This is a genomic window from Blautia sp. SF-50, assembly GCF_900101315.1.
GTDB classification, from domain to species: Bacteria; Bacillota; Clostridia; order Lachnospirales; family Lachnospiraceae; genus Blautia_A; species Blautia_A fusiformis.
In genome coordinates this window covers 77,215-95,761 of record NZ_FMUW01000012.1, presented here as the reverse complement: position 1 = coordinate 95,761, position 18,547 = coordinate 77,215, and the positions used below count along the sequence as shown (strand labels likewise).

16 protein-coding genes, 2 pseudogenes and 1 other annotated feature are annotated in these 18,547 nt (G+C 43.7%); of the genes and pseudogenes, 5 read left to right on the top strand and 13 right to left on the bottom strand.

Annotation, left to right across the window (positions count from 1 at the left end; all coding sequences use genetic code 11):
- A pseudogene (locus BLP57_RS09520) lies at window positions 1-225 on the bottom strand (hypothetical protein); the annotation flags it as partial.
- A 236-nt stretch (window positions 226-461) separates the two neighbouring features.
- On the opposite strand from BLP57_RS09520, the gene BLP57_RS17640 reads away from it, so the two are divergent.
- Window positions 462-668, top strand: a complete 207-nt coding sequence (locus BLP57_RS17640; RefSeq protein ID WP_139148836.1) for a hypothetical protein — start codon at window positions 462-464, stop codon at window positions 666-668.
- A gap of 559 nt (window positions 669-1,227) precedes the next feature.
- Complete coding sequence (locus BLP57_RS09510; RefSeq protein WP_092071228.1) at window positions 1,228-2,046, top strand: AraC family transcriptional regulator; 819 nt, start codon at window positions 1,228-1,230, stop codon at window positions 2,044-2,046.
- Window positions 2,047-2,189: 143 nt separating this feature from the next.
- On the opposite strand, the gene BLP57_RS09505 is transcribed toward BLP57_RS09510, so the two are convergent.
- The 4 genes and pseudogenes from BLP57_RS09505 to BLP57_RS09490 all read right to left on the bottom strand — a co-directional run.
- Window positions 2,190-3,788, bottom strand: a complete 1,599-nt coding sequence (locus BLP57_RS09505; protein WP_092071225.1) for an ABC1 kinase family protein — start codon at window positions 3,786-3,788, stop codon at window positions 2,190-2,192.
- A gap of 69 nt (window positions 3,789-3,857) precedes the next feature.
- Window positions 3,858-4,283 carry a hypothetical protein gene (locus tag BLP57_RS09500; protein WP_330389411.1) on the bottom strand — a complete coding sequence of 142 codons (426 nt, stop codon included), beginning with the start codon at window positions 4,281-4,283 and terminating at the stop codon, window positions 3,858-3,860.
- Window positions 4,284-4,378: 95 nt separating this feature from the next.
- A complete protein-coding gene (locus tag BLP57_RS09495; RefSeq protein ID WP_021652500.1) occupies window positions 4,379-4,756 on the bottom strand; it encodes a diacylglycerol kinase family protein in 378 nt (125 codons plus the stop codon).
- A 243-nt stretch (window positions 4,757-4,999) separates the two neighbouring features.
- A pseudogene (locus tag BLP57_RS09490) lies at window positions 5,000-5,530 on the bottom strand (FtsX-like permease family protein); the annotation flags it as partial.
- Between the two features lie 122 nt (window positions 5,531-5,652).
- Between BLP57_RS09490 and BLP57_RS09485 the strand changes: the two are divergent.
- The 3 genes from BLP57_RS09485 (at window position 5,653) to ilvN (ending at window position 9,705) form a co-directional block, all read left to right on the top strand.
- Window positions 5,653-6,939 (top strand): HlyC/CorC family transporter, encoded by a 1,287-nt coding sequence (locus BLP57_RS09485; RefSeq protein WP_021652503.1) that lies wholly within the window; start codon window positions 5,653-5,655, stop codon window positions 6,937-6,939.
- A 183-nt stretch (window positions 6,940-7,122) separates the two neighbouring features.
- Window positions 7,123-7,364: a binding site (T-box leader), on the top strand.
- 100 nt (window positions 7,365-7,464) lie between these two features.
- Window positions 7,465-9,183, top strand: a complete 1,719-nt coding sequence (gene ilvB, locus BLP57_RS09480) for a biosynthetic-type acetolactate synthase large subunit (RefSeq protein WP_092071219.1) — start codon at window positions 7,465-7,467, stop codon at window positions 9,181-9,183.
- A 12-nt stretch (window positions 9,184-9,195) separates the two neighbouring features.
- Window positions 9,196-9,705 carry an acetolactate synthase small subunit gene (ilvN, locus tag BLP57_RS09475; RefSeq protein WP_015526065.1) on the top strand — a complete coding sequence of 170 codons (510 nt, stop codon included), beginning with the start codon at window positions 9,196-9,198 and terminating at the stop codon, window positions 9,703-9,705.
- Window positions 9,706-9,802: 97 nt separating this feature from the next.
- On the opposite strand, the gene BLP57_RS09470 is transcribed toward ilvN, so the two are convergent.
- The 8 genes from BLP57_RS09470 to BLP57_RS09430 form a co-directional block, all read right to left on the bottom strand.
- A complete protein-coding gene (locus BLP57_RS09470; RefSeq protein ID WP_242872594.1) occupies window positions 9,803-10,219 on the bottom strand; it encodes a carbohydrate kinase family protein in 417 nt (138 codons plus the stop codon).
- A gap of 84 nt (window positions 10,220-10,303) precedes the next feature.
- Window positions 10,304-11,668 (bottom strand): MFS transporter, encoded by a 1,365-nt coding sequence (locus BLP57_RS09465; RefSeq protein ID WP_059086762.1) that lies wholly within the window; start codon window positions 11,666-11,668, stop codon window positions 10,304-10,306.
- 18 nt (window positions 11,669-11,686) lie between these two features.
- Window positions 11,687-12,079 carry a VOC family protein gene (locus tag BLP57_RS09460; RefSeq protein WP_008369413.1) on the bottom strand — a complete coding sequence of 131 codons (393 nt, stop codon included), beginning with the start codon at window positions 12,077-12,079 and terminating at the stop codon, window positions 11,687-11,689.
- 9 nt (window positions 12,080-12,088) lie between these two features.
- A complete protein-coding gene (locus tag BLP57_RS09455) occupies window positions 12,089-13,117 on the bottom strand; it encodes a zinc-dependent alcohol dehydrogenase (RefSeq protein ID WP_044962122.1) in 1,029 nt (342 codons plus the stop codon).
- Window positions 13,118-13,520: 403 nt separating this feature from the next.
- A complete protein-coding gene (locus BLP57_RS09450) occupies window positions 13,521-14,693 on the bottom strand; it encodes an ROK family protein (RefSeq protein WP_330389409.1) in 1,173 nt (390 codons plus the stop codon).
- A 147-nt stretch (window positions 14,694-14,840) separates the two neighbouring features.
- Window positions 14,841-15,089 (bottom strand): hypothetical protein, encoded by a 249-nt coding sequence (locus BLP57_RS09445; protein WP_242872592.1) that lies wholly within the window; start codon window positions 15,087-15,089, stop codon window positions 14,841-14,843.
- Window positions 15,090-15,383: 294 nt separating this feature from the next.
- Window positions 15,384-17,828 (bottom strand): ABC transporter permease, encoded by a 2,445-nt coding sequence (locus BLP57_RS09435; protein WP_092071213.1) that lies wholly within the window; start codon window positions 17,826-17,828, stop codon window positions 15,384-15,386.
- The gene (locus BLP57_RS09430) at window positions 17,825-18,499 is read right to left on the bottom strand and encodes an ABC transporter ATP-binding protein (RefSeq protein ID WP_006426335.1); all 675 of its coding nucleotides are present in this window, start codon (window positions 18,497-18,499) and stop codon (window positions 17,825-17,827) included. Before BLP57_RS09430 ends, BLP57_RS09435 begins: the two co-directional genes overlap by 4 nt.
- Between the last annotated feature and the right edge of the window lie 48 nt (window positions 18,500-18,547).

Below are 18,547 nucleotides of genomic sequence, written 5' to 3'. Positions count from 1 at the left end.
AGAAGGGATATCAGCAGGAAACCTGTGCTGGAAAAAGTCATGGGATGTAGTAGAAAGAGAGCCACCCTGCATGGTTAAAAGAGAGAGGATCGTATCCCGAAAGGAAATCTTACGTTTTCTCGAAAAATCAACGCCAGGGTGAAGGACAAAAGAATCCTTCTGAAGTTCTAATTCAGAAATAGCAGACAGGAGCAATTCATAACTGGAAGCAAAAGTAGAGTTCATAAGCGAGCCTCCTTTTGTATAAAAAAAGATTGCAATGTATAATTCTTTTTTACCATACATTGCAATCTTTTGGAATACTATGTTCTAACTAAATGGCATTGGCCCGTTTTTCCCCCTCGCGCTCCCCCTTTCCGGGCACGCTATATTGTCGTACGCTGTGGGAATGTGTTAGTGTATTGGCACGGCGATGTATTCTACGGTATTGATGATGCTGCGCTATGCCGATGAGGATGCCGATGTATTCTACGGTATTGATAATGCTGCGCTATGCCGATGAGGATGCCGATGTATTCTACAATATCAATATCACATCTCGCCCCAGCGCCAATACATTACCACAACAACTCACCTCCAAGTCGACAGCGAAGCGCCTCGACCCATTCTTCCCCGGCAGGCCACAGGGAAACTCAGCCTTTCGTCCCAGTCATCCAGCGCAGCGCTGATGACCCATCCAACTCCCGGGAAACCACCTCACTTCCCACTCTGAACCAAATTCCCACTCCGTCTACTCATTTTCCTATCTGCTCTCTCCTTACTTGTAATCCCTCCGATAATCCAGAATTTTTACAGGAGGAATCAGATGCTATCTGCTCCCTCCTTACCTGTAATCCCTCCCGCCATCGCCACTCTATCCCTTCCGCCCTGAAAAGCCAGCCCGTGAGGCGTGTGCTGTCTGTCACCGGACTCTGCAGGAGGGGAGCTGCTTCTTAGGCGGCGGAAATCTGCGTTGCTTCAAAAATTCTCGCTGTCTGAGCGGCTTCAGACGCGAGTTCGAGAATTTTTGAAGCGGTTTTAGCAGAATTCCGGCGCCTTAGAAGCCAGCCCCCGACGAAGCCCCGGTGACAGACAGCACACGCCTCACGGGCGTCCCCTTTCCCCCTTTTCCATTGCCCTCCCCACCCCAATATTGTATAATCATCTCATACAACATCCACCCCCATTTTATAACCCAAAATTACATTTAGTTTTTTCTGCATAACAAAAAACAGGAGGCCCAACCAAATGAAAAAAGAACCCAACCCACAGCACACCCTCTCCGTCTACTTCTGCGGCCAGGAAGACTGCGGCCCGAACCACTCCTTCGGCCCGGCCATGCGCCCACACTACCTTCTCCACGTGATCTTCCACGGCAAAGGCATCTACCAGTGCAGCGGCCACACCTATCATCTGAAAGCAGGCGACGCCTTTCTCATCCGCCCCATGGACTCCATCTACTACCGCGCCGACACCTCCGACCCCTGGAGCTACGCCTGGGCAGGCTTTGACGGATCCGCCTGCAAAGAAATCCTGAAACAAACCGTATTTTCCGACACCCCAATCTTCACCCCGGAAACACCCTCCCGGCAAAACAGCCTCCTCACCCACATGCAAAGCCTACTTGACACCTTTTCCGAAAACAACGGAAACGACCTTGCCTCCACAGGAAACCTCCTCCTGATATTATCCGACATGCAAAAAAAGCCCTCCGAAAGCAGGACCGACATCTCAAACCTGTACTTTCAGAAAGCCACCGAATACATCAGAAACAACTATGCCTACCCCATCCAGATCTCAGACGTGGCACACTACGTAGGAATCGACCGTTCCTATCTTTACCGAATCTTCATGGAACATGAAAACACCTCCCCAAAACAATATCTCCTGAAACACCGCCTCCAGATGGCAACCCAGCTTCTCTGCTCCTCCTCCTGCACCATCACAGAAGCAGCTCTCTCCTGCGGCTTCCGGGACGCTCCCTCCTTCTGCAACTACTTCCGCCAGGGAACCGGCTACACCCCAAAGGAATTCCGCAAAGCCTACAGCGGAACCATCTACACCTGACCAGACACCCGCACTCCGTCCTTTACCAGCCGGTCGGAAGATGATAGCTCCTAATCGCAGTTATAACAGCAGACCGAAACAATTCCATAACAGCAAAAAAAGACGGAAACCATCCCGCAGACTCTGCAAATGATCTCCGTCTTTTATTTTCCGGAAAAGAAATGCTTGATAAACACATACAAAACAATAATAAAAGCAAACACATAACCAAAGGCGCCCAACGCCGGAATCCCCCACAGCTTTGGTTTCATATCCGTAGTACAGATAATGCTGGAACTGATCAGAAGTGCCATCACCCACAGCCCCATCACAATATTCCGCACCAGCCGCCGCAAAAGCCACGCCAGATCATCCGAGGCATGAAGATCCAGATTGATCTTTGTCTGCCCTTTCATACAGCCCTGAAGAAAATCTGCTGCCAGAGAAGGAATATCCACTGCACGTTTCAGGGACCAGGCAAGATTTTTTCCTTCTTTTTTTATCTCACGCTTCCAGTTCCCGTTGCTGAACAACTGCTCCTTGAGCCTTGCTGCGGCAATCTGTGTCATATTGATGTCCGGACATATCTCAGCCAGAACCCCCTCCACATGAGTCAGCCCCCTTGCAAGCATAGTCAGTCCGTGAGGCATCATGATCTTATTTTCTTTCATGACCTCCATCAGGTCCACCATCACTTCAGCCACATCAATGTTCCCCATATCCGCAGTACCGTATTTCTCCATAAGTCCGCGGATATCCTCATAAAGCTTGCTGGAATCCGGTTTGCCTTTAAACTCCCCAAGAGCCAAAACTGCATCCTGGATTTTACCGATGTTGTTCATGGCAACCCCTTCAATGGCTTCTGCAATCAGCTGACGATCGTGCTCTGTAAGCCGCCCCATCATTCCCATATCGATCCAGACGATCTTTCCATCCTGGATCCGCACGTTTCCCGGATGTGGATCCGCATGGAAAAAGCCATCCTCCATCACCTGTTTGATGAAATTATCCACATATTTCGTTCCGACCTCATTAAGATCATAACCATTGGCCAGAAGCGCAGCCTTGTCATTGACAGCAAAACCGTCAATATATTCCATCACAAGAATATGCGGCGAAATATACTCACGGTAGAGAATCGGTACTTTAACGAAAGCCACATCTTTGTTCTTTTTTGCAAATTCCGCCATATTTGCAGCTTCCGTCAGGAAATTCATCTCCTCCTGAGTCACAGTCCACAGTTCACTTAAAACCATGTTCAGATCCACCATGCCCTTAATACTCACCGGCGGCATCAGACGCACTGCTTTATGCATCAGGCCGATATCCCTGGCCATGGTCTCATAGATTCCTTTTCGCTGAACCTTGATCACAACCTCTTCGCCCGTCTTCAGCGTGGCACGATGTACCTGGGCAATCGATGCCGCTCCCAGAGGTTTCTGCTCAATATGCTGAAATTCCTCCTGCCACGGACATCCCATGGACTCTTCCAGTACCTCGATCACCTGGGAAAAAGGCATCGGCGGTACCTCTGAGCAGAGCTTCATCAGCTCGTCACAGTAGCGTTTCGGCAGAATATCGGAACGAAGAGACATGATCTGACCCAACTTAATATAAGTTGGGCCCAGATCTTCCAGTATGAGCCGGAGCTTCTCAGGAGAAACACCACGGGTAATGGCATGCTTTTTCAAAACGGCTGTAATCTCTCTCAGCCGCTCTCCATATCCGCCTTTCTCTTTTTTCTCCTTTTCTTCTCTGCCCATAAACTTCTCCATTTACTGCTTCGTCTGCGTTGTCGTTTAGTCAAGCGGATATTTGCGATCCGCAGTCGGTTACTCTGCTGCCTGTTCTTCGCTCCCGGTATCTTCTGCATTTTCTGTTTCCCCAGAAGCTTCCTGTACAGCTTCCTCTGCCGGTTCTTCTGCTGTCTCGGCTTTCTCCTCAGCAGCCTCGGCCTGCATGCGCTCGATCTGCGCCTTCACAGCAGCCAGCTGCTCCGGTGTCAGCCTGGAAATCGTTGCCTTCAGTTCTTCCTGATCATTCTTTCTGGCTGCAGATTCCTTTACAGAATCAGCAGCTGTCTTAACCGTTGATTTGATGTTATGCTTCAGCTCCTGATTAAGAACCTTACCCTGTTCAACCGTAAGCTCACCCTTTTTTACCAGTTCATCCAGGATTTCTTTGGATTTCTCTGCTGTCACTGCTGCTGTACCAATACCCACCAGTAAAATTTTCTTCAGTCCTTCACCTAATTCCATAATATTTTCTCCTTTCCTGAAACCGGCAGCTGCCGGACCATCACACCACAGTCCGACACCAGACCCTATCCTGAAACAAAAGTTTTCTGTTCCTGTCATATTCCCAGAAAAGCAAGTCCCTTGGGAACAAAAATGATCAGTCCGACGATCGCTGCCATGATCGCTGCGATCAGTACTGCTCCGGCCGCTGTGTCCTTGGCGATCTTTGCCAATGGGTGACGTTCCTCTGTGACCAGATCCACAACAGCTTCCACTGCCGTATTCACCAGCTCAAGCGCCATCACCATTCCGAACAGCCCCAGGCAGATGCACCACTCTGTCACGGAAATCCCAAGGATCAGTCCTGCGATCACCACAAGCGCTGCCACCATACAGTGGATCTTCATATTTCTTTCCTTGCGGATGCAGGTAAAAATCCCCTGAAACGCATATCCGAAGCTTTTATACAGCGGATCCTTCTTTCTGCCTGCCATGTTCCTCACCTGATTTCCTGTTTGAATTATTCCCTCCAACGGGAAGTATGGGATTATTATAACAAGTTTGTAGTAATATTTCCAGTATTCCGGGAAATTTATGAATATTTAAGGAGTATATGTGGTTATTCACAGACAACTGTTCAAGCGGATAAAAGCATCCGCATTCAGTTAAACCACACATACTCCTGATCCTGTTGCATATTCTGTAAAATTTCCGGATATATATACAGATGTCACATATTATTCCACATTTTTCAGTGCTTCATCCATGGGCACATGACGGATCCTCCGGAATTCCAGCACTGCTACCACTGCATAGGCTGCGATTCCGATCGCTGTCATTTTCACATAGATCATGGGATCCACCCACATGGTAATCCATCCCGAAATACTGGAAAGCATCATCTCGCGGAACAGCACTTCCATGATCTGCCGTTCAACCGTAAGGCTTAACAGCAGGCAGAACACCACCACAAGTGATGTGGAAAGTATATACAAACGGCTGATCTCACCATTTGTATAGCCCAGGATCTTGGTCATGGAAATCGACTGGGCATTTTTTTCGATGATGACCTTGGAAAGCAGATAGATCACCACCAGGAAAATGATCACGGAAAATCCATACATCATTCCCATCATATCTCCCATAGAGACATCCAGCTGCCTGGATATTTTTGTAAGAGCCTCCAGATCAATGACAGAGCCGATATATTTTGAAGGGATATCCCGGATCTCTGTATCAGAGAAATATCCTCCAAAATAATCATCTCCAAATATCTATATGCGCTGTACCGGTCCGGCTCTTGCCAAAATCCAGTAAAACGTATATAATGTGGGAGTATCTGTATATTTTTAACCAAATAATCTTATTTTTAAAGGAGTGAATATTGAAAGTGGACCCCAGCGACACTTACCAGATAATCATATTACTTATTCTGCTGGCATTGTCAGCCTTTTTCTCATCTAACGAAACCGCGCTGATGTCGGTAAACAAGATCCGTCTCCGCTCTCTTGCAGACGAAGGAAACAAGCGTGCAGCCATGGCTCTCGATATCCTGGAGAACCAGACGCCCAAGCTTCTCAGTGCGATTCTCATCGGAAACAACATTGTGAACATTTCGGCTTCTTCCCTTGCAACCACACTTGCATACAGCTTTGGCGGCTATATGGTCAGCATCGTGACGGTGATCCTGACGGTTCTGATCCTGATCTTCGGTGAGATCACCCCCAAGAACTACGCAACCATTAACTCTGAAAAGATCACCCTCCGCTATATCCCGGTCTTTAAATTTCTTATGACTATCATGACACCGGTGATCTTTATCATCAATCTCTTTTCAAGAGGTGTGATGCGCCTGATGCGTGTGGATCCGGATGCAGCCAGCAAGGCCATGACCGAGGAGGAGCTTCGTACTATCGTGGACGTCAGCCATGAGGACGGTGTCATTGAATCCGACGAAAAAGAAATGATCTACAATGTGTTTGATCTTGGAGATGCCACAGCCAAGGATATCATGGTTCCAAGAGTACATGTTACCTTTGCGGATGTGGAATCCACCTATGATGAGCTGATCGATATTTTCCGCGAGGATAAGTTCACGCGTCTGCCGGTTTATAAGGACAGCCAGAACAACATTGTGGGAATCATCAACATGAAGGATCTTCTTCTTTACGACAAAAATGAGGAATTTGTTATCGATCATTTCCTCCGAAAGCCGCATTTCACTTACGAAACAAAAAGCATTTCCGATCTTCTTGTGGAAATGAAGGACTCCACCTTCAACATTGCCATTGTACTGGATGAATACGGTGATATGGCCGGACTGATCACACTGGAAGATATCCTGGAGGAGATCGTGGGTGAGATCCATGACGAATACGATGAGAAGGAGGACGAGCTTGTCCAGAAGATTTCCGACCGGGAATATATCATCGAAGGTTCCATGCATCTGGATGACGTAAATGATCATCTGGATACGGAACTGGATTCCGAGGATTATGATTCCCTGGGTGGATTTATCATCGAACATCTGGATCGTCTGCCTGTTGCCGGTGACGAAGTGATCACAGAGGACGGAATCCGTCTGATCGTAGAAAAGCTGGATAAAAACCGTATCGAGAAAGTGCATGTCTACCTTCCGGAAAAAGATCCTGAAACACTGGATAATACCGAATCCTGAGTAAGCAGGCTCCAGCTCCGTAACAAGAAACAGCTGATGTACCGAAAAAATATTTAATACTTAATATCATCCATATCGGAACTGTTATCGTAATCCCCGGCTCACCCGTTGAGCCATCAGGATTTTTGATTGACAGTTCCGATATTTTATATTATAATGATAGAAAATTTTTATCCATATTTACTAAATGCAATGACAGGGAGTAGTACACAGTCTCCGGATGCACAGAGAGAAGATGGCCGGTGAGAATCTTCGTGACTGAACTGTGGAAGTAGCCCTCGAGCAGTGGACTGAACCATGGATCTTCATGCAGTAGGCTTCATCGTCATTCCCACGTTACAGGGAGGCAGTATAATTTTGTACTGGCAGAGAGCAGAGTTTTACCTCTGAAAACAGGTGGTACCGCGGAATCATCCGTCCTGAGCATATTTTATCCGATATGCCGGGACTTTTTTATTGGAAAAATTTCTCGCGGCAGCCCTTATCTGCTTAACTTTTCACATCATCAAAGGAGGGAACCAATTCATGAAACAGATTTCCGGAAACAAATTGCTTGTAAAAGCCTTAAAAGAAGAAGGCGTTGATGTTCTGTTCGGCTATCCTGGTGCCTGCACCATCGATATCAGCGATGAATTATATAAACAGAGCGGCATTGACATCATCCTGCCACGTCACGAGCAGGCCCTTGTACACGAAGCAGATGCCTATGCCAGAACTACCGGAAAAGTTGGCGTATGTCTCGTTACCAGCGGTCCCGGAGCTACCAACCTTGTTACAGGTCTTGCAACTGCCAACTATGACAGTGTTCCGCTTGTATGCTTTACCGGACAGGTTGCCCGTCACCTCATCGGAAACGATGCGTTCCAGGAGGTTGATATTGTCGGGATCACCAGAAGCATCACAAAATACGGTGTTACCGTCCGCAACCGTGAGGATCTTGGACGTATCATCAAGGAAGCTTTCTATATCGCACGCACCGGACGCCCAGGCCCGGTTCTCATCGACCTTCCAAAGGATGTAATGGCCGAGCTGGGAAGTGCTGAGTATCCGAAGACTGTCAATATCCGCGGCTACAAGCCTAACACCAGCGTGCATATCGGACAGCTGAAGCGTGCCCTCAAAATGCTGCAGAAGGCCAAAAAACCTCTGTTTCTTGCTGGCGGCGGTGTGATCATTTCCCGCGCGCAGGAGATTTTTACCCAGGTTGTTGAGAAAACTCAGATCCCGGTTGTCACAACCGTTATGGGACGTGGCGCCATTTCCACAAAGAACCCTCTGTTTATCGGAAATCTTGGTATGCACGGCGCTTATGCCGCAAATATGGCAGTAAATGAATGCGATCTTCTGTTTTCCATCGGAACCCGTTTTAACGACCGTATCACAGGCAAGCTCCATGAATTTGCCCCACATGCACAGATCGTCCACATCGATATTGACACCGCTTCCATTTCCAGAAATATCCATGTAGACATCCCCATCGTTGCCGATGCAAAAGAGGCAATAACAAAAATGAATGAATATGTACAGGACTGTAATACCGGCAAATGGCTGAAGCAGATCCAGGAATGGAAGGAAGAGCATCCTCTTACCATGAAAGACCGTGGTATTATGGGACCGCTGGATATCATCGGCGAGATCAACCGCCAGTTTGACAAGGCCATTCTTGTTACCGATGTAGGTCAGCATCAGATGCTGGTGAGCCAGTATGCGGACATCACCGAGAACCGTCAGCTGATCATGTCCGGCGGACTTGGAACCATGGGTTACGGCCTTCCAGGTGCCATCGGTGCCAAGATCGGTAATCCGGATACACCGGTCATCTCCGTTTCCGGTGACGGCGGCATGCAGATGAACATTCAGGAGCTGGCTACCGCAGTTCTGGAGGAACTTCCGATCATCTGCTGTATCTTTAATAATGAATATCTCGGAATGGTCCGCCAGTGGCAGAAGCTTTTCTACGGAAAACGTTACGCCATGACAAATCTGAAGGCCGGTGCACTCTCCCGCCGCACAGACGGTCAGGAATATCCGGAATACACACCGGATTTCATCCGTCTCGCAGAGAGCTATGGGGCAAAGGGTATCCGCGTAACTGAGAAGGATCAGATTGCGGCTGCTTTCGAAGCGGCTAAGAAGAATACAAAAACTCCTACGATCATCGAATTTATCATTGATCCGGAGGAAATGGTTTACCCGATGGTCAAGCCGGGCGGCACCCTGGCTGATCTGATCATGGATTGTTAGGAGGAATGAATGATGGATAAAGGAATGAAAAAAAGATGGATCTCTCTCTATGTTGAAAACCAGGTCGGTGTTCTTTCCAAGATTTCCGGTCTTTTCTCCGGAAAGTCCTATAACCTGGACAGTCTTACAGTTGGAACCACGGAGGACCCAACAGTTTCCAGAATGACCATCGCCACAGTCAGCGATGATGAAACCTTTGAGCAGATCAAAAAACAGCTGAACCGTATGATCGAGGTGATCAAGGTTATTGATTTTACAGATGTGTTCGTTCGAATGAAGGAGATCCTTTACATCAAGGTAAAGGGCTGCTCCCCGGAAGATAAAGTAGAACTTTTCCAGATTGCTGAGACTTTCAAGGCACGTGTCATCGACTATGGAAAAGACAGCCTCCTTCTGGAATTCGTCCAGACCGCAACCAAAAATGACGCGGTCATCAAGCTTATCAAAGAAGAGTTCAAGCATATCGAAGTTGTCCGCGGCGGAAGTGTCGGAATTGAGTCTATCAGTATGATGGAGAGATAAAAGCTGAATAATACTCCGACAGAAAAACACGGGGCTGATGCTTTAACGATTAATAAATCGTGATTTTTACAGCCCCGAGTTTGTTCATATACATTCATTATTTCTGCATAAATTCAAGCGCTGCCTCTTTCGTTGGAATCGCAGGGATTCCGCCTCTCTTTTGCACACACAATCCAGCAACTGCATTTCCCAAAACAGCACACTTTTTGATTTCTTCCCATTCCATTTTTTCAACATTCTTATTTATAGAAAGGATACTGCATAATACGCCTCCCCAGAATGAATCACCTGCCCCAGTCGTGTCGACCGCATGTGTCTGAAATGCTTTGATGATTTCTTTTCTGCTTTTTGTTGCCATAAGAACTCCCTGTTCTCCCAATGTAATGGCAACCAGCTTTGGTCCCATGGCAAGGAGTTGATCTGCAGCCTGCTCATAACTTTTCGCCTCTGTCAACAGAGTACTCTCTTCATCCGATACCTTCATGACATCTACCAATTCTATGACAGATCTCATTTTTTTCACTGCATACTCTTTGCTCTTCCAAAGAGACGAGCGATAATTTGGATCATAGGAAGCAACTCTCCCAATGCCACGATATCAACTTTTTCTTCCATTTTTTAGTTCCTCTACAATCTCGTTATAACGTTTTTTATTTAACCGGTAGAAAAATAATACAACCGCAGTCACAATCCACAGTACACCCGGAATCGTCGTAAATGCATGTTTCATAATTGAAAGTACAATTGCATTTTGTGTCTGATTTGCAATATAACCATATTTTCCAAGTAATCCTGCTAAAAGTGCTGTTCCAACTGCCATTCCGATTTTATTTCCAAGTGAAATAAATGCATACTGAAAACCGTCATTTCTAAGTCCGGTTTTCCACTCCCCATATTCCACACAGTCTGGAATAATTGCATAGATTGCGGTATTAAATCCAGAGAAGAAAAACTGTGTGAGACCAGATAATGCATAAAAAATAGCTGGTGATTCTTTGGCATTGAAGAAAAACATAGACAACATGGAAATTCCTGTAAATAAAGCAAAGAGAGATGCTGTTCTTCCTTTGTTATTCAACTTGCGGAATAATGGTTGAAAACAGGCTGCCCCGATGATAGAAGGAATAATGATGCACATCGAATAAGTTGTGTAGTAGGAGGCATTCCCTTCCACATATGTAAAATAATACAGAATATCTGCATTTCTACCATATAATGTAAATCCAAATAATATCTGTCCTGCCAATGCAAGAAGATATGGTCTGTTCTGCATGACTGCTTTCAACTGTATCTTTACAGAAATTTTTTCTTTTTCCGGAGTAATCACTGCCTCTTTCGTCTTCGCAAAGCAGAAGAAATGACAGGCTGTAAAAATACATCCATATATGACCGCCACCGTCAGATATCCTGTCTTTGCACTGTGACTGCCGAATTTGCTGAGCAGCGGAACTGTGATAATATTTAACACACCAATTGCAATCATCGCTGCAACCGAACGGGATGTATTTATTTTTGCACGTTCATCAATATCCTGTGTCATAGCACCACACAAGGTTCCATATGGAATATTCACACAGGTATACCCCAAAACCAGCAGACAATATGTAATTACCATATAAATGATCTTTCCATTCTGCGGCCAGTCGGGTCTTGCCCAGAATGTCATAACAAGAAGAATCGCTGTAATTGGTGCCGCTACTAACAGCCATGGACGGTACCGTCCCCATCTCGATTTTGTTTTATCCGTAAGTCCCCCGACGATTGGATCATTGATCGCATCCCAAAATCTTGAAAAAAGCATAAGTGCTGACACAGCCGCCATACTGATTCCGAACACGTCTGTATAAAATATCATCAGAAAATTACTGACGAACATCCAGCTGAAATTACATCCGACATCACCAAACCCATATGCAATCTTACTGATCAGCGGTACTTTTCCATTTTTGTTTTCGCTTCCCATATGTCCCTCCTATTTTTATCAGAGTTTCTGACAGAACTCTATTCTTTCCTCATTTGGTCCCTTGATCATAAAAAACTTCACACCATTTTCCCAAAATGGCAGTTCTTCGATTCCGTCTGTAATAATTGTGTATTTTTCATTGCAGATTTTCTGATACATACTTTCAATGTCTTCCACATCAAGTGCAACATGTTGGTATGCACCGTCTGACATTGCCGCCTGCCCATTTTCAAAAGTCTCTATACAGTAATTTTTTATCTGTAAAAATGCCACTTTTTCTCCTGCTTTTTCATTATAAGACTGCATAATTACTTCAAATCCAAGACTCTTATAAAACTCAACTGTTTTCTGTAAATCGTTTGTCGGAAGCCCGACATGGGCAACTCCGACAATTCCATATTTATTTTCCATACGAACTCCTTACTTTTCACTGACGTTGATAATTACTTTCATCGTTGTCTCACGGTTATCATCAATATACTGGTATGCCTTCAGATAATCTTTAAAAGCAAATGTCTTTGAGATGAGCGGTTTCAAATGAACTTTGCCCTCATTTACCAGTCTGATTCCATCTATGTAATCATCATGGCGGTACATCATCGTGCTCTTAATGTCAAGTTCGTGGTCATTTGCCACTGCAAGATCTACTTCTGCCATTCCTGCAAAAACAGCCACCAGTACGATCGTGCTTCCTTTTCTTGCATATTTAATTGCCTGTCCCATTGTGATATTGTTTCCGGCACAGTCGTAGATCACATCCGCCTTATCCGGTCCAAATGCTTCGATCATTGCCTCACCGAAGTCTTTATTTTGAGTATTCACACACACATCAATTCCACATTCTTTTGCCTTTGCCAGTCTAAGATCACTGATATCTGTGATCATCACTTTCGCTGCCCCCATTCCTTTTGCCGCCTGTGCCACGAGATTTCCAATCGGTCCTGCTCCAAGGACTGCAATATTCATGCCAGCCACATCGCCCATCTGTTTTACACCATGAACTGCCACAGCAAGAGGTTCGATCATAGCTCCTTCTTCATAGGACATATCTTCCGGAATAGGTGTTACTTTAGATGCATCCACTGCAAAATACTCAGATGCTGTTCCTGTCGTCTGAAATCCCATTACTTTTAATTCCTCACAGAGATTATACTTTCCATGACGACATGGATAGCAATGTCCACAATATACCTGAGGCTCTATCGTCACCTTCTGTCCCACATGAAACTCTGTGACATTTTTTCCAAGTTCTGTAATCTCACCGGAAACCTCATGTCCCTGTGTTACCGGATATTTTGTAAACGGATGTTTTCCATGATAAACATGAATATCTGATCCACAAACCCCAATATTCATAATCTTTACCAACACCTGATTTTCCTTTACCTCCGGAACCGGAACCTCTCTGAAAATAATTTCTCCTGGATTTGTCATTACCTGCTGTAACATAATTGTTTTCTCCTTTTTTATGTTATTTTGTTTTATGTTTTATAAAATGTTTTATCAAAGTAATTACATTATTGCCCTGTAAACACAATTTGTCAATATGTTTTTTCATATTTTTATATATTTCATAATTTCAAAATACATTTTTTGTATATTTTTTACAATTAACACGCAAAAAAAACGGAAAGAAAACCATAGTTACTGTTTTCTTTCCGTTTTTTACTATAATCTATTTTTCTAATTTTACACAACTTCTTGTTTTTCACACATATAAATCGGACATCCGCATTCGCTTTGCAACCTGTCAGTGGGAGCTTTTAACTCCAACAGAGTGAACATCCCCTTACCCAACGCTTGATGCCCTGCGCACCAGATGCGGTGGACTGCTTATCTGCGTTCAAAAAATTTACAATTCTGCCATATGTTTTGTAAAAAAATATTTCGCAGCTCCAACAGCCGACGCTTCTTTCTTATACGAACAATTTTTCAAGTATGAAACATCATGCTCAAAGCCATTATATGCCATCACTTTTTCTCCCAGTGGTATCATATAATCTGACAATACACCTCCCACATCACCTCCGAGTATGATATCCATATCATATGCCATCCGCAGATTTGATATCAAAACAGCAAGATGATCCAGATACGCATTCCATGTCTGCAAATTTTTTTCATCACCACTTTCAATTTTTTCCATAAATGCATCCAGTGACTGCCTGTTATCTTGTGTCAGTACACTTGCAGCACAATATGCATCTGCACATCCTGATTTACCACAATAACACTTTCTTCCACCGGGAACGAGTATCATGTGACCAAACTCACCTGCTTTCTGGTTCTGCCCTCGAAACAGCTTTCCATCTATGCAGAATGCGCCTCCTAAGGTGTGGTTCAAAGACAGATATATCGCATTTGGATACTTTTGCTTTTTTTCTGCAAGCATTGCAGCATTAGCATCGTTTTCAAAATATACTGGAATTTCCAAAGCCTGCTCTAAAAAGCGCAGACTATAATTCTCTATACCTAAAGCATGGGATTTTAAAACGATCCGTTCTTTCTGATCAATAATTCCCGGAATCGCCACTCCAATCCCAAGTAGCGTATCCTTCGCTAATTCGCCTTCAAGAAAAGTTTTGACCTTTTGTGCCACTTCTGTACAATAGGATAATTCTGCCGTAAATTTTAAACGGATGCGATCTTTTTTTATAATCTCATCTCCAAGATTTACTAATACCATTTCTATATGATTCGCTGTAATCAAAATTCCCATTGCATGACAGTATGACTTATTAATCCCTATACTTTTTGCCTTTCGTCCACCGGTCGAAGCATATTCCCCAGTTTCTTCCAACACCATTTTTTCTAACAAGTCATTCACATTTGCTAACACAGTCGGCATACTCAAGTTTAATTCTTTTGCGATTCCCGCCTTGGATGTAACATGATTGTTCAGCACATAATTAATTATTCTTTTTCTTGTTATATTTTTTTTATCTTTATTTTCCGTTTTCTTACCCTCTTTTATTAAATATATTATAAAAGAATTATATGCTTTTTTATTCTTCTTGTAAAGCAATGTTTTATAATAAATCTCCGACAGAATTTATCTTATAAACAGCAAAAAGCTCCCGAAGGAGCTTTCCACGCTTTAGAACACCAATTCTTTTAACACAATCTCTTCTGCCATATTACGAATACCATTTACCAATCTGACACATTCCCTCTAATCACGAGCTTTCAACTCAGCTCTGGTTGTATCCAGCTCATCTAAGTCTAAGTCGCTCTCTATCATGTCATCTGGTTTTTGCGCGAGCAACGAGGCAAGCTGAGATGCTTGCATCTCGATTTGCCGACTGCCGCGTTCATCGAAACAAGTACTCTTGTCTCGATGTTGGGACAAAAAAACAATCGTCTCAAGTGTTGATAACTTTTCCAAGGAAATCATATGCTCATCCGATTTCTCCTTGTCCAAAGAAATCCCCTTGATTTATGCTACTTCCTTGCCTTCTTTAATGATCAGTACTGGAAACTGAAACTTAATATTCTGAATCCAATTTCCATCTTCCTGTCTTTCCGGGAATATATCAATGCGTTCAATAAATGCCTGCATGAACTGTTTCTTTTCTGCATCCGTACATTCTGAATACCCTTCATTAAAAGCACCTAAAAATCCGTATATGCTATCTGCATCAATATGATCTTTCTTAAGCTCATAAGTTATCTATTTCTCCTATTCGTTAAGACCTAGTTCATTACATATTACTTGCTATCCCTGATACCTTATTCTTTCTACCAGCGTTTCCTTTTTCAGATTACTGCTTAAAACGCAGGAAAGTACAATCTGCAACAGACCGACCAAAAAAATCATAATAAAAATTGGTACGATTGGAACATGATAGATATTCATTCCAAATATTCCATTATGTTTTGCATAGGAAAAAAGTGCATAGCCGAGCGGCAGACCAATGATCAAAGCTACGCATATGGTACCAACCGTAAACATCATTCCCTGTAACTGCAGACATAAATTTAATTGTTTATTTGTCATACCCACAGCCTGTAATACACCATATTCCTGCTTTTTTGTCGTAATATTCATGATTATGGTGTTTGCCATATTCATAAAACCGATGAGTCCTACAACCGCCATAAACAGATAACAGCCAAGCTTCATCATGCGAGCTGTGAATTCTGCAGATTGTAACTGTGCATGATAGGTATCCATTTTTATATGCGAAGTATTAGAAATCAAAGTATTCAGACTCTGTTCCACAGATGCAACATCTTTTTTATCACAGTCCACCCACAGATAGCCATAGGCTGTTCCCCTCGGATTCATGGAACGGTATACACCTTCCGGAATGACAAGATAAGTGTCCGCGCTTACAAAGGATCCTGCAATCTTTCCCTGATAGGTATAGGTTTCACTTCCATTCTCAAAGTCAAATGCAATGGATTCACCCGGAGCATATCCATCTTGTTCCATCCACATCAACCAACCAAAGAAAATTTCACCATTCTTTACCGCCTGATCATAGTCCATAGAGCCAATATCCCCATCTTGGCGCATAAAATCAAAATCATTTTTACTCACAATATCAGCCGGAAATCTTGTTCCGTTCAGATTTACAGAGACAATCTCTCTCGTCATGACATCTGTCACTCCTGGAATGCTTTTGATTTCTTCAATCATTGAATCATTCAATGGATTATCCGTCAGAATCGTATCCAGATTATTCTCCGGATATCTTTCATCGTACTCAGCAGAATAGTCAAGCTGCAGTTCAAATTGTCCATGATTAACGGAAAGACGTGCTTCATGCTCCGTGTCAATATTTCCCACATAATTAGAGATAATCACAAACAATGCGCAGGAAAGCCCCAGTGTGAGGATAGTACCAATGGTTCTTTTTGGATTACCCGTTACATTTGCCATTGCCATAGAAAACACGGTGACATTTTTTCTGCCATTTCGTTTTCCTTTTTTGTGTGTTTCTGCATTTTCTAAATACCGTGTTGCTTCGATAGGTGAAATCCGTGAAACAATTTTCATTGGTTTACGCAGTGCCAAAGCAACGGTAAGAAATGATACGAAAATACATAGAAGCATAACAGGCAGGGAAAACAGTGACACCTGCTGATTTTGGACTCCCATAGAGTCAGTTCCGGTTGATACAAGATTCCCCTGTTCTACCAGCCAGTTAAAACCGCATTTTGCAATCAGAAAGCCCAGAAGCAATCCAACCGGTATTGAAGAAATTGTCAAAAACATACCCTCTCTGAAGATCAGTTGTTTCATCTGCTTTTTTGTCGCTCCCAGAGCCTTGATTTTTCCATACTCCTGTATCTTGTTGGCAATACCGACCTGAAAAATATTATAAATGACCACAACAGAGAAAAGTACAATTGCAAGAATCAAAACCCCGCATACCGCAATCGTTTCATAACTCGGCTGCAAGACCCATTGCAAATAGAGATCATTGACTATAACGTTTTTTTCTTCGATCCCACAAGCTGCTGCAATCTGCTTTATAACCGGTTCAATATTATTCATTGATACATTTGCAGAATCGTTTAACGTAAAATAGATATTATACTGTCTGTCATTCTCTGCGACGTGCTCATCATAAAACTCCTGTGACCCGAAAGCAACATAAGATGCCTCGATGGTATACTCATCCCGATCATATAGGATTCCGCTGACAACAAATTCTTCCGGCTTATATTCTGACTGCATCCCTGCGCGGTAATCCAGTGTAACCGTATCTCCGATCTTTACATCACCATAACCCATTGCACGAAAAAATGCTCTTCCTGCGGCAATTTCCTGCATTTTTTCCGGATACTTTCCTTCCTTCAACTCATATTCTTTATTATAAGGAAGCATTTTTCTTGCAGTCTCATCCATGCAGACAAACCCGCCTTTTTCATTGCCTTTTATGATACCTTCGGTGCACATAGTGCCTGTAGCATCTATTTCCGCACGGCGGTTTACTTCTTTTAACTGCGATCCGTCTGCGGAAACAAACAGACCATAATTGCTTCCATATGATCCTGCCGCCTGACTTTTCTGTAAATGAATTACCCCATTTCCCACAGTACTGATGATAACAAGCAGCATCGTGGTCAGACAGATTGCCATCATGATCAGTATACTTCTTGTCCTGTTCCTTTTGTCATTGCTATATGCAATCCTGCTTATTGCCTTCATCTGAAATCCACCACCTGTCCGTCCTCAATCACCAGAATACGGTCAGCGACCTGTGCGATTTCGTCATCATGGGTAATCATTACAATTGTCTGTCCATATTTTTTTGCTGTCATCTTAAGCAGAGCGATTACCTCATCACTGGTCTTAGAATCAAGATTTCCTGTCGGCTCATCTGCAAATATAATTTCCGGACGATTCACCAGTGCTCTTGCAATTGCTACTCTCTGCTGCTGTCCTCCGGATAACTGATTTGGCAGATTATAAATCCGGTTTTCAATCCCCAGAGTTGCAATAATATCATTTACATACGCTTCATCCACTTTTCTTCCATCCAGCCCCAGTGGCAGTACAATATTTTCCCAGACATTAACAGATGAAACCAGATTAAATGCCTGAAAAACAAATCCGATTTTTCTTCTGCGGAAAACAGCAAGGGCATCTTCCTTCATCCTGTATAAATCTTTCCCTGCTAAAGTAACACTGCCTTTTGTCGGGGTGTCTAGCCCTCCAAGCATATGAAGTAATGTACTTTTACCGGAACCTGACTTTCCAACAATTGCGACAAATTCTCCCTGCTCAATCTGAATGTCCACCTGATTGACCGCTTTGACCTGATTCTCACCTGCGCCATAAAACTTACAAAGCTGCTTGGTTTCTAATATCACACTCATGTGTTGCCTCCTTTTCAATTCTGTAAAGCGGACCTTTTCAGCACGCTT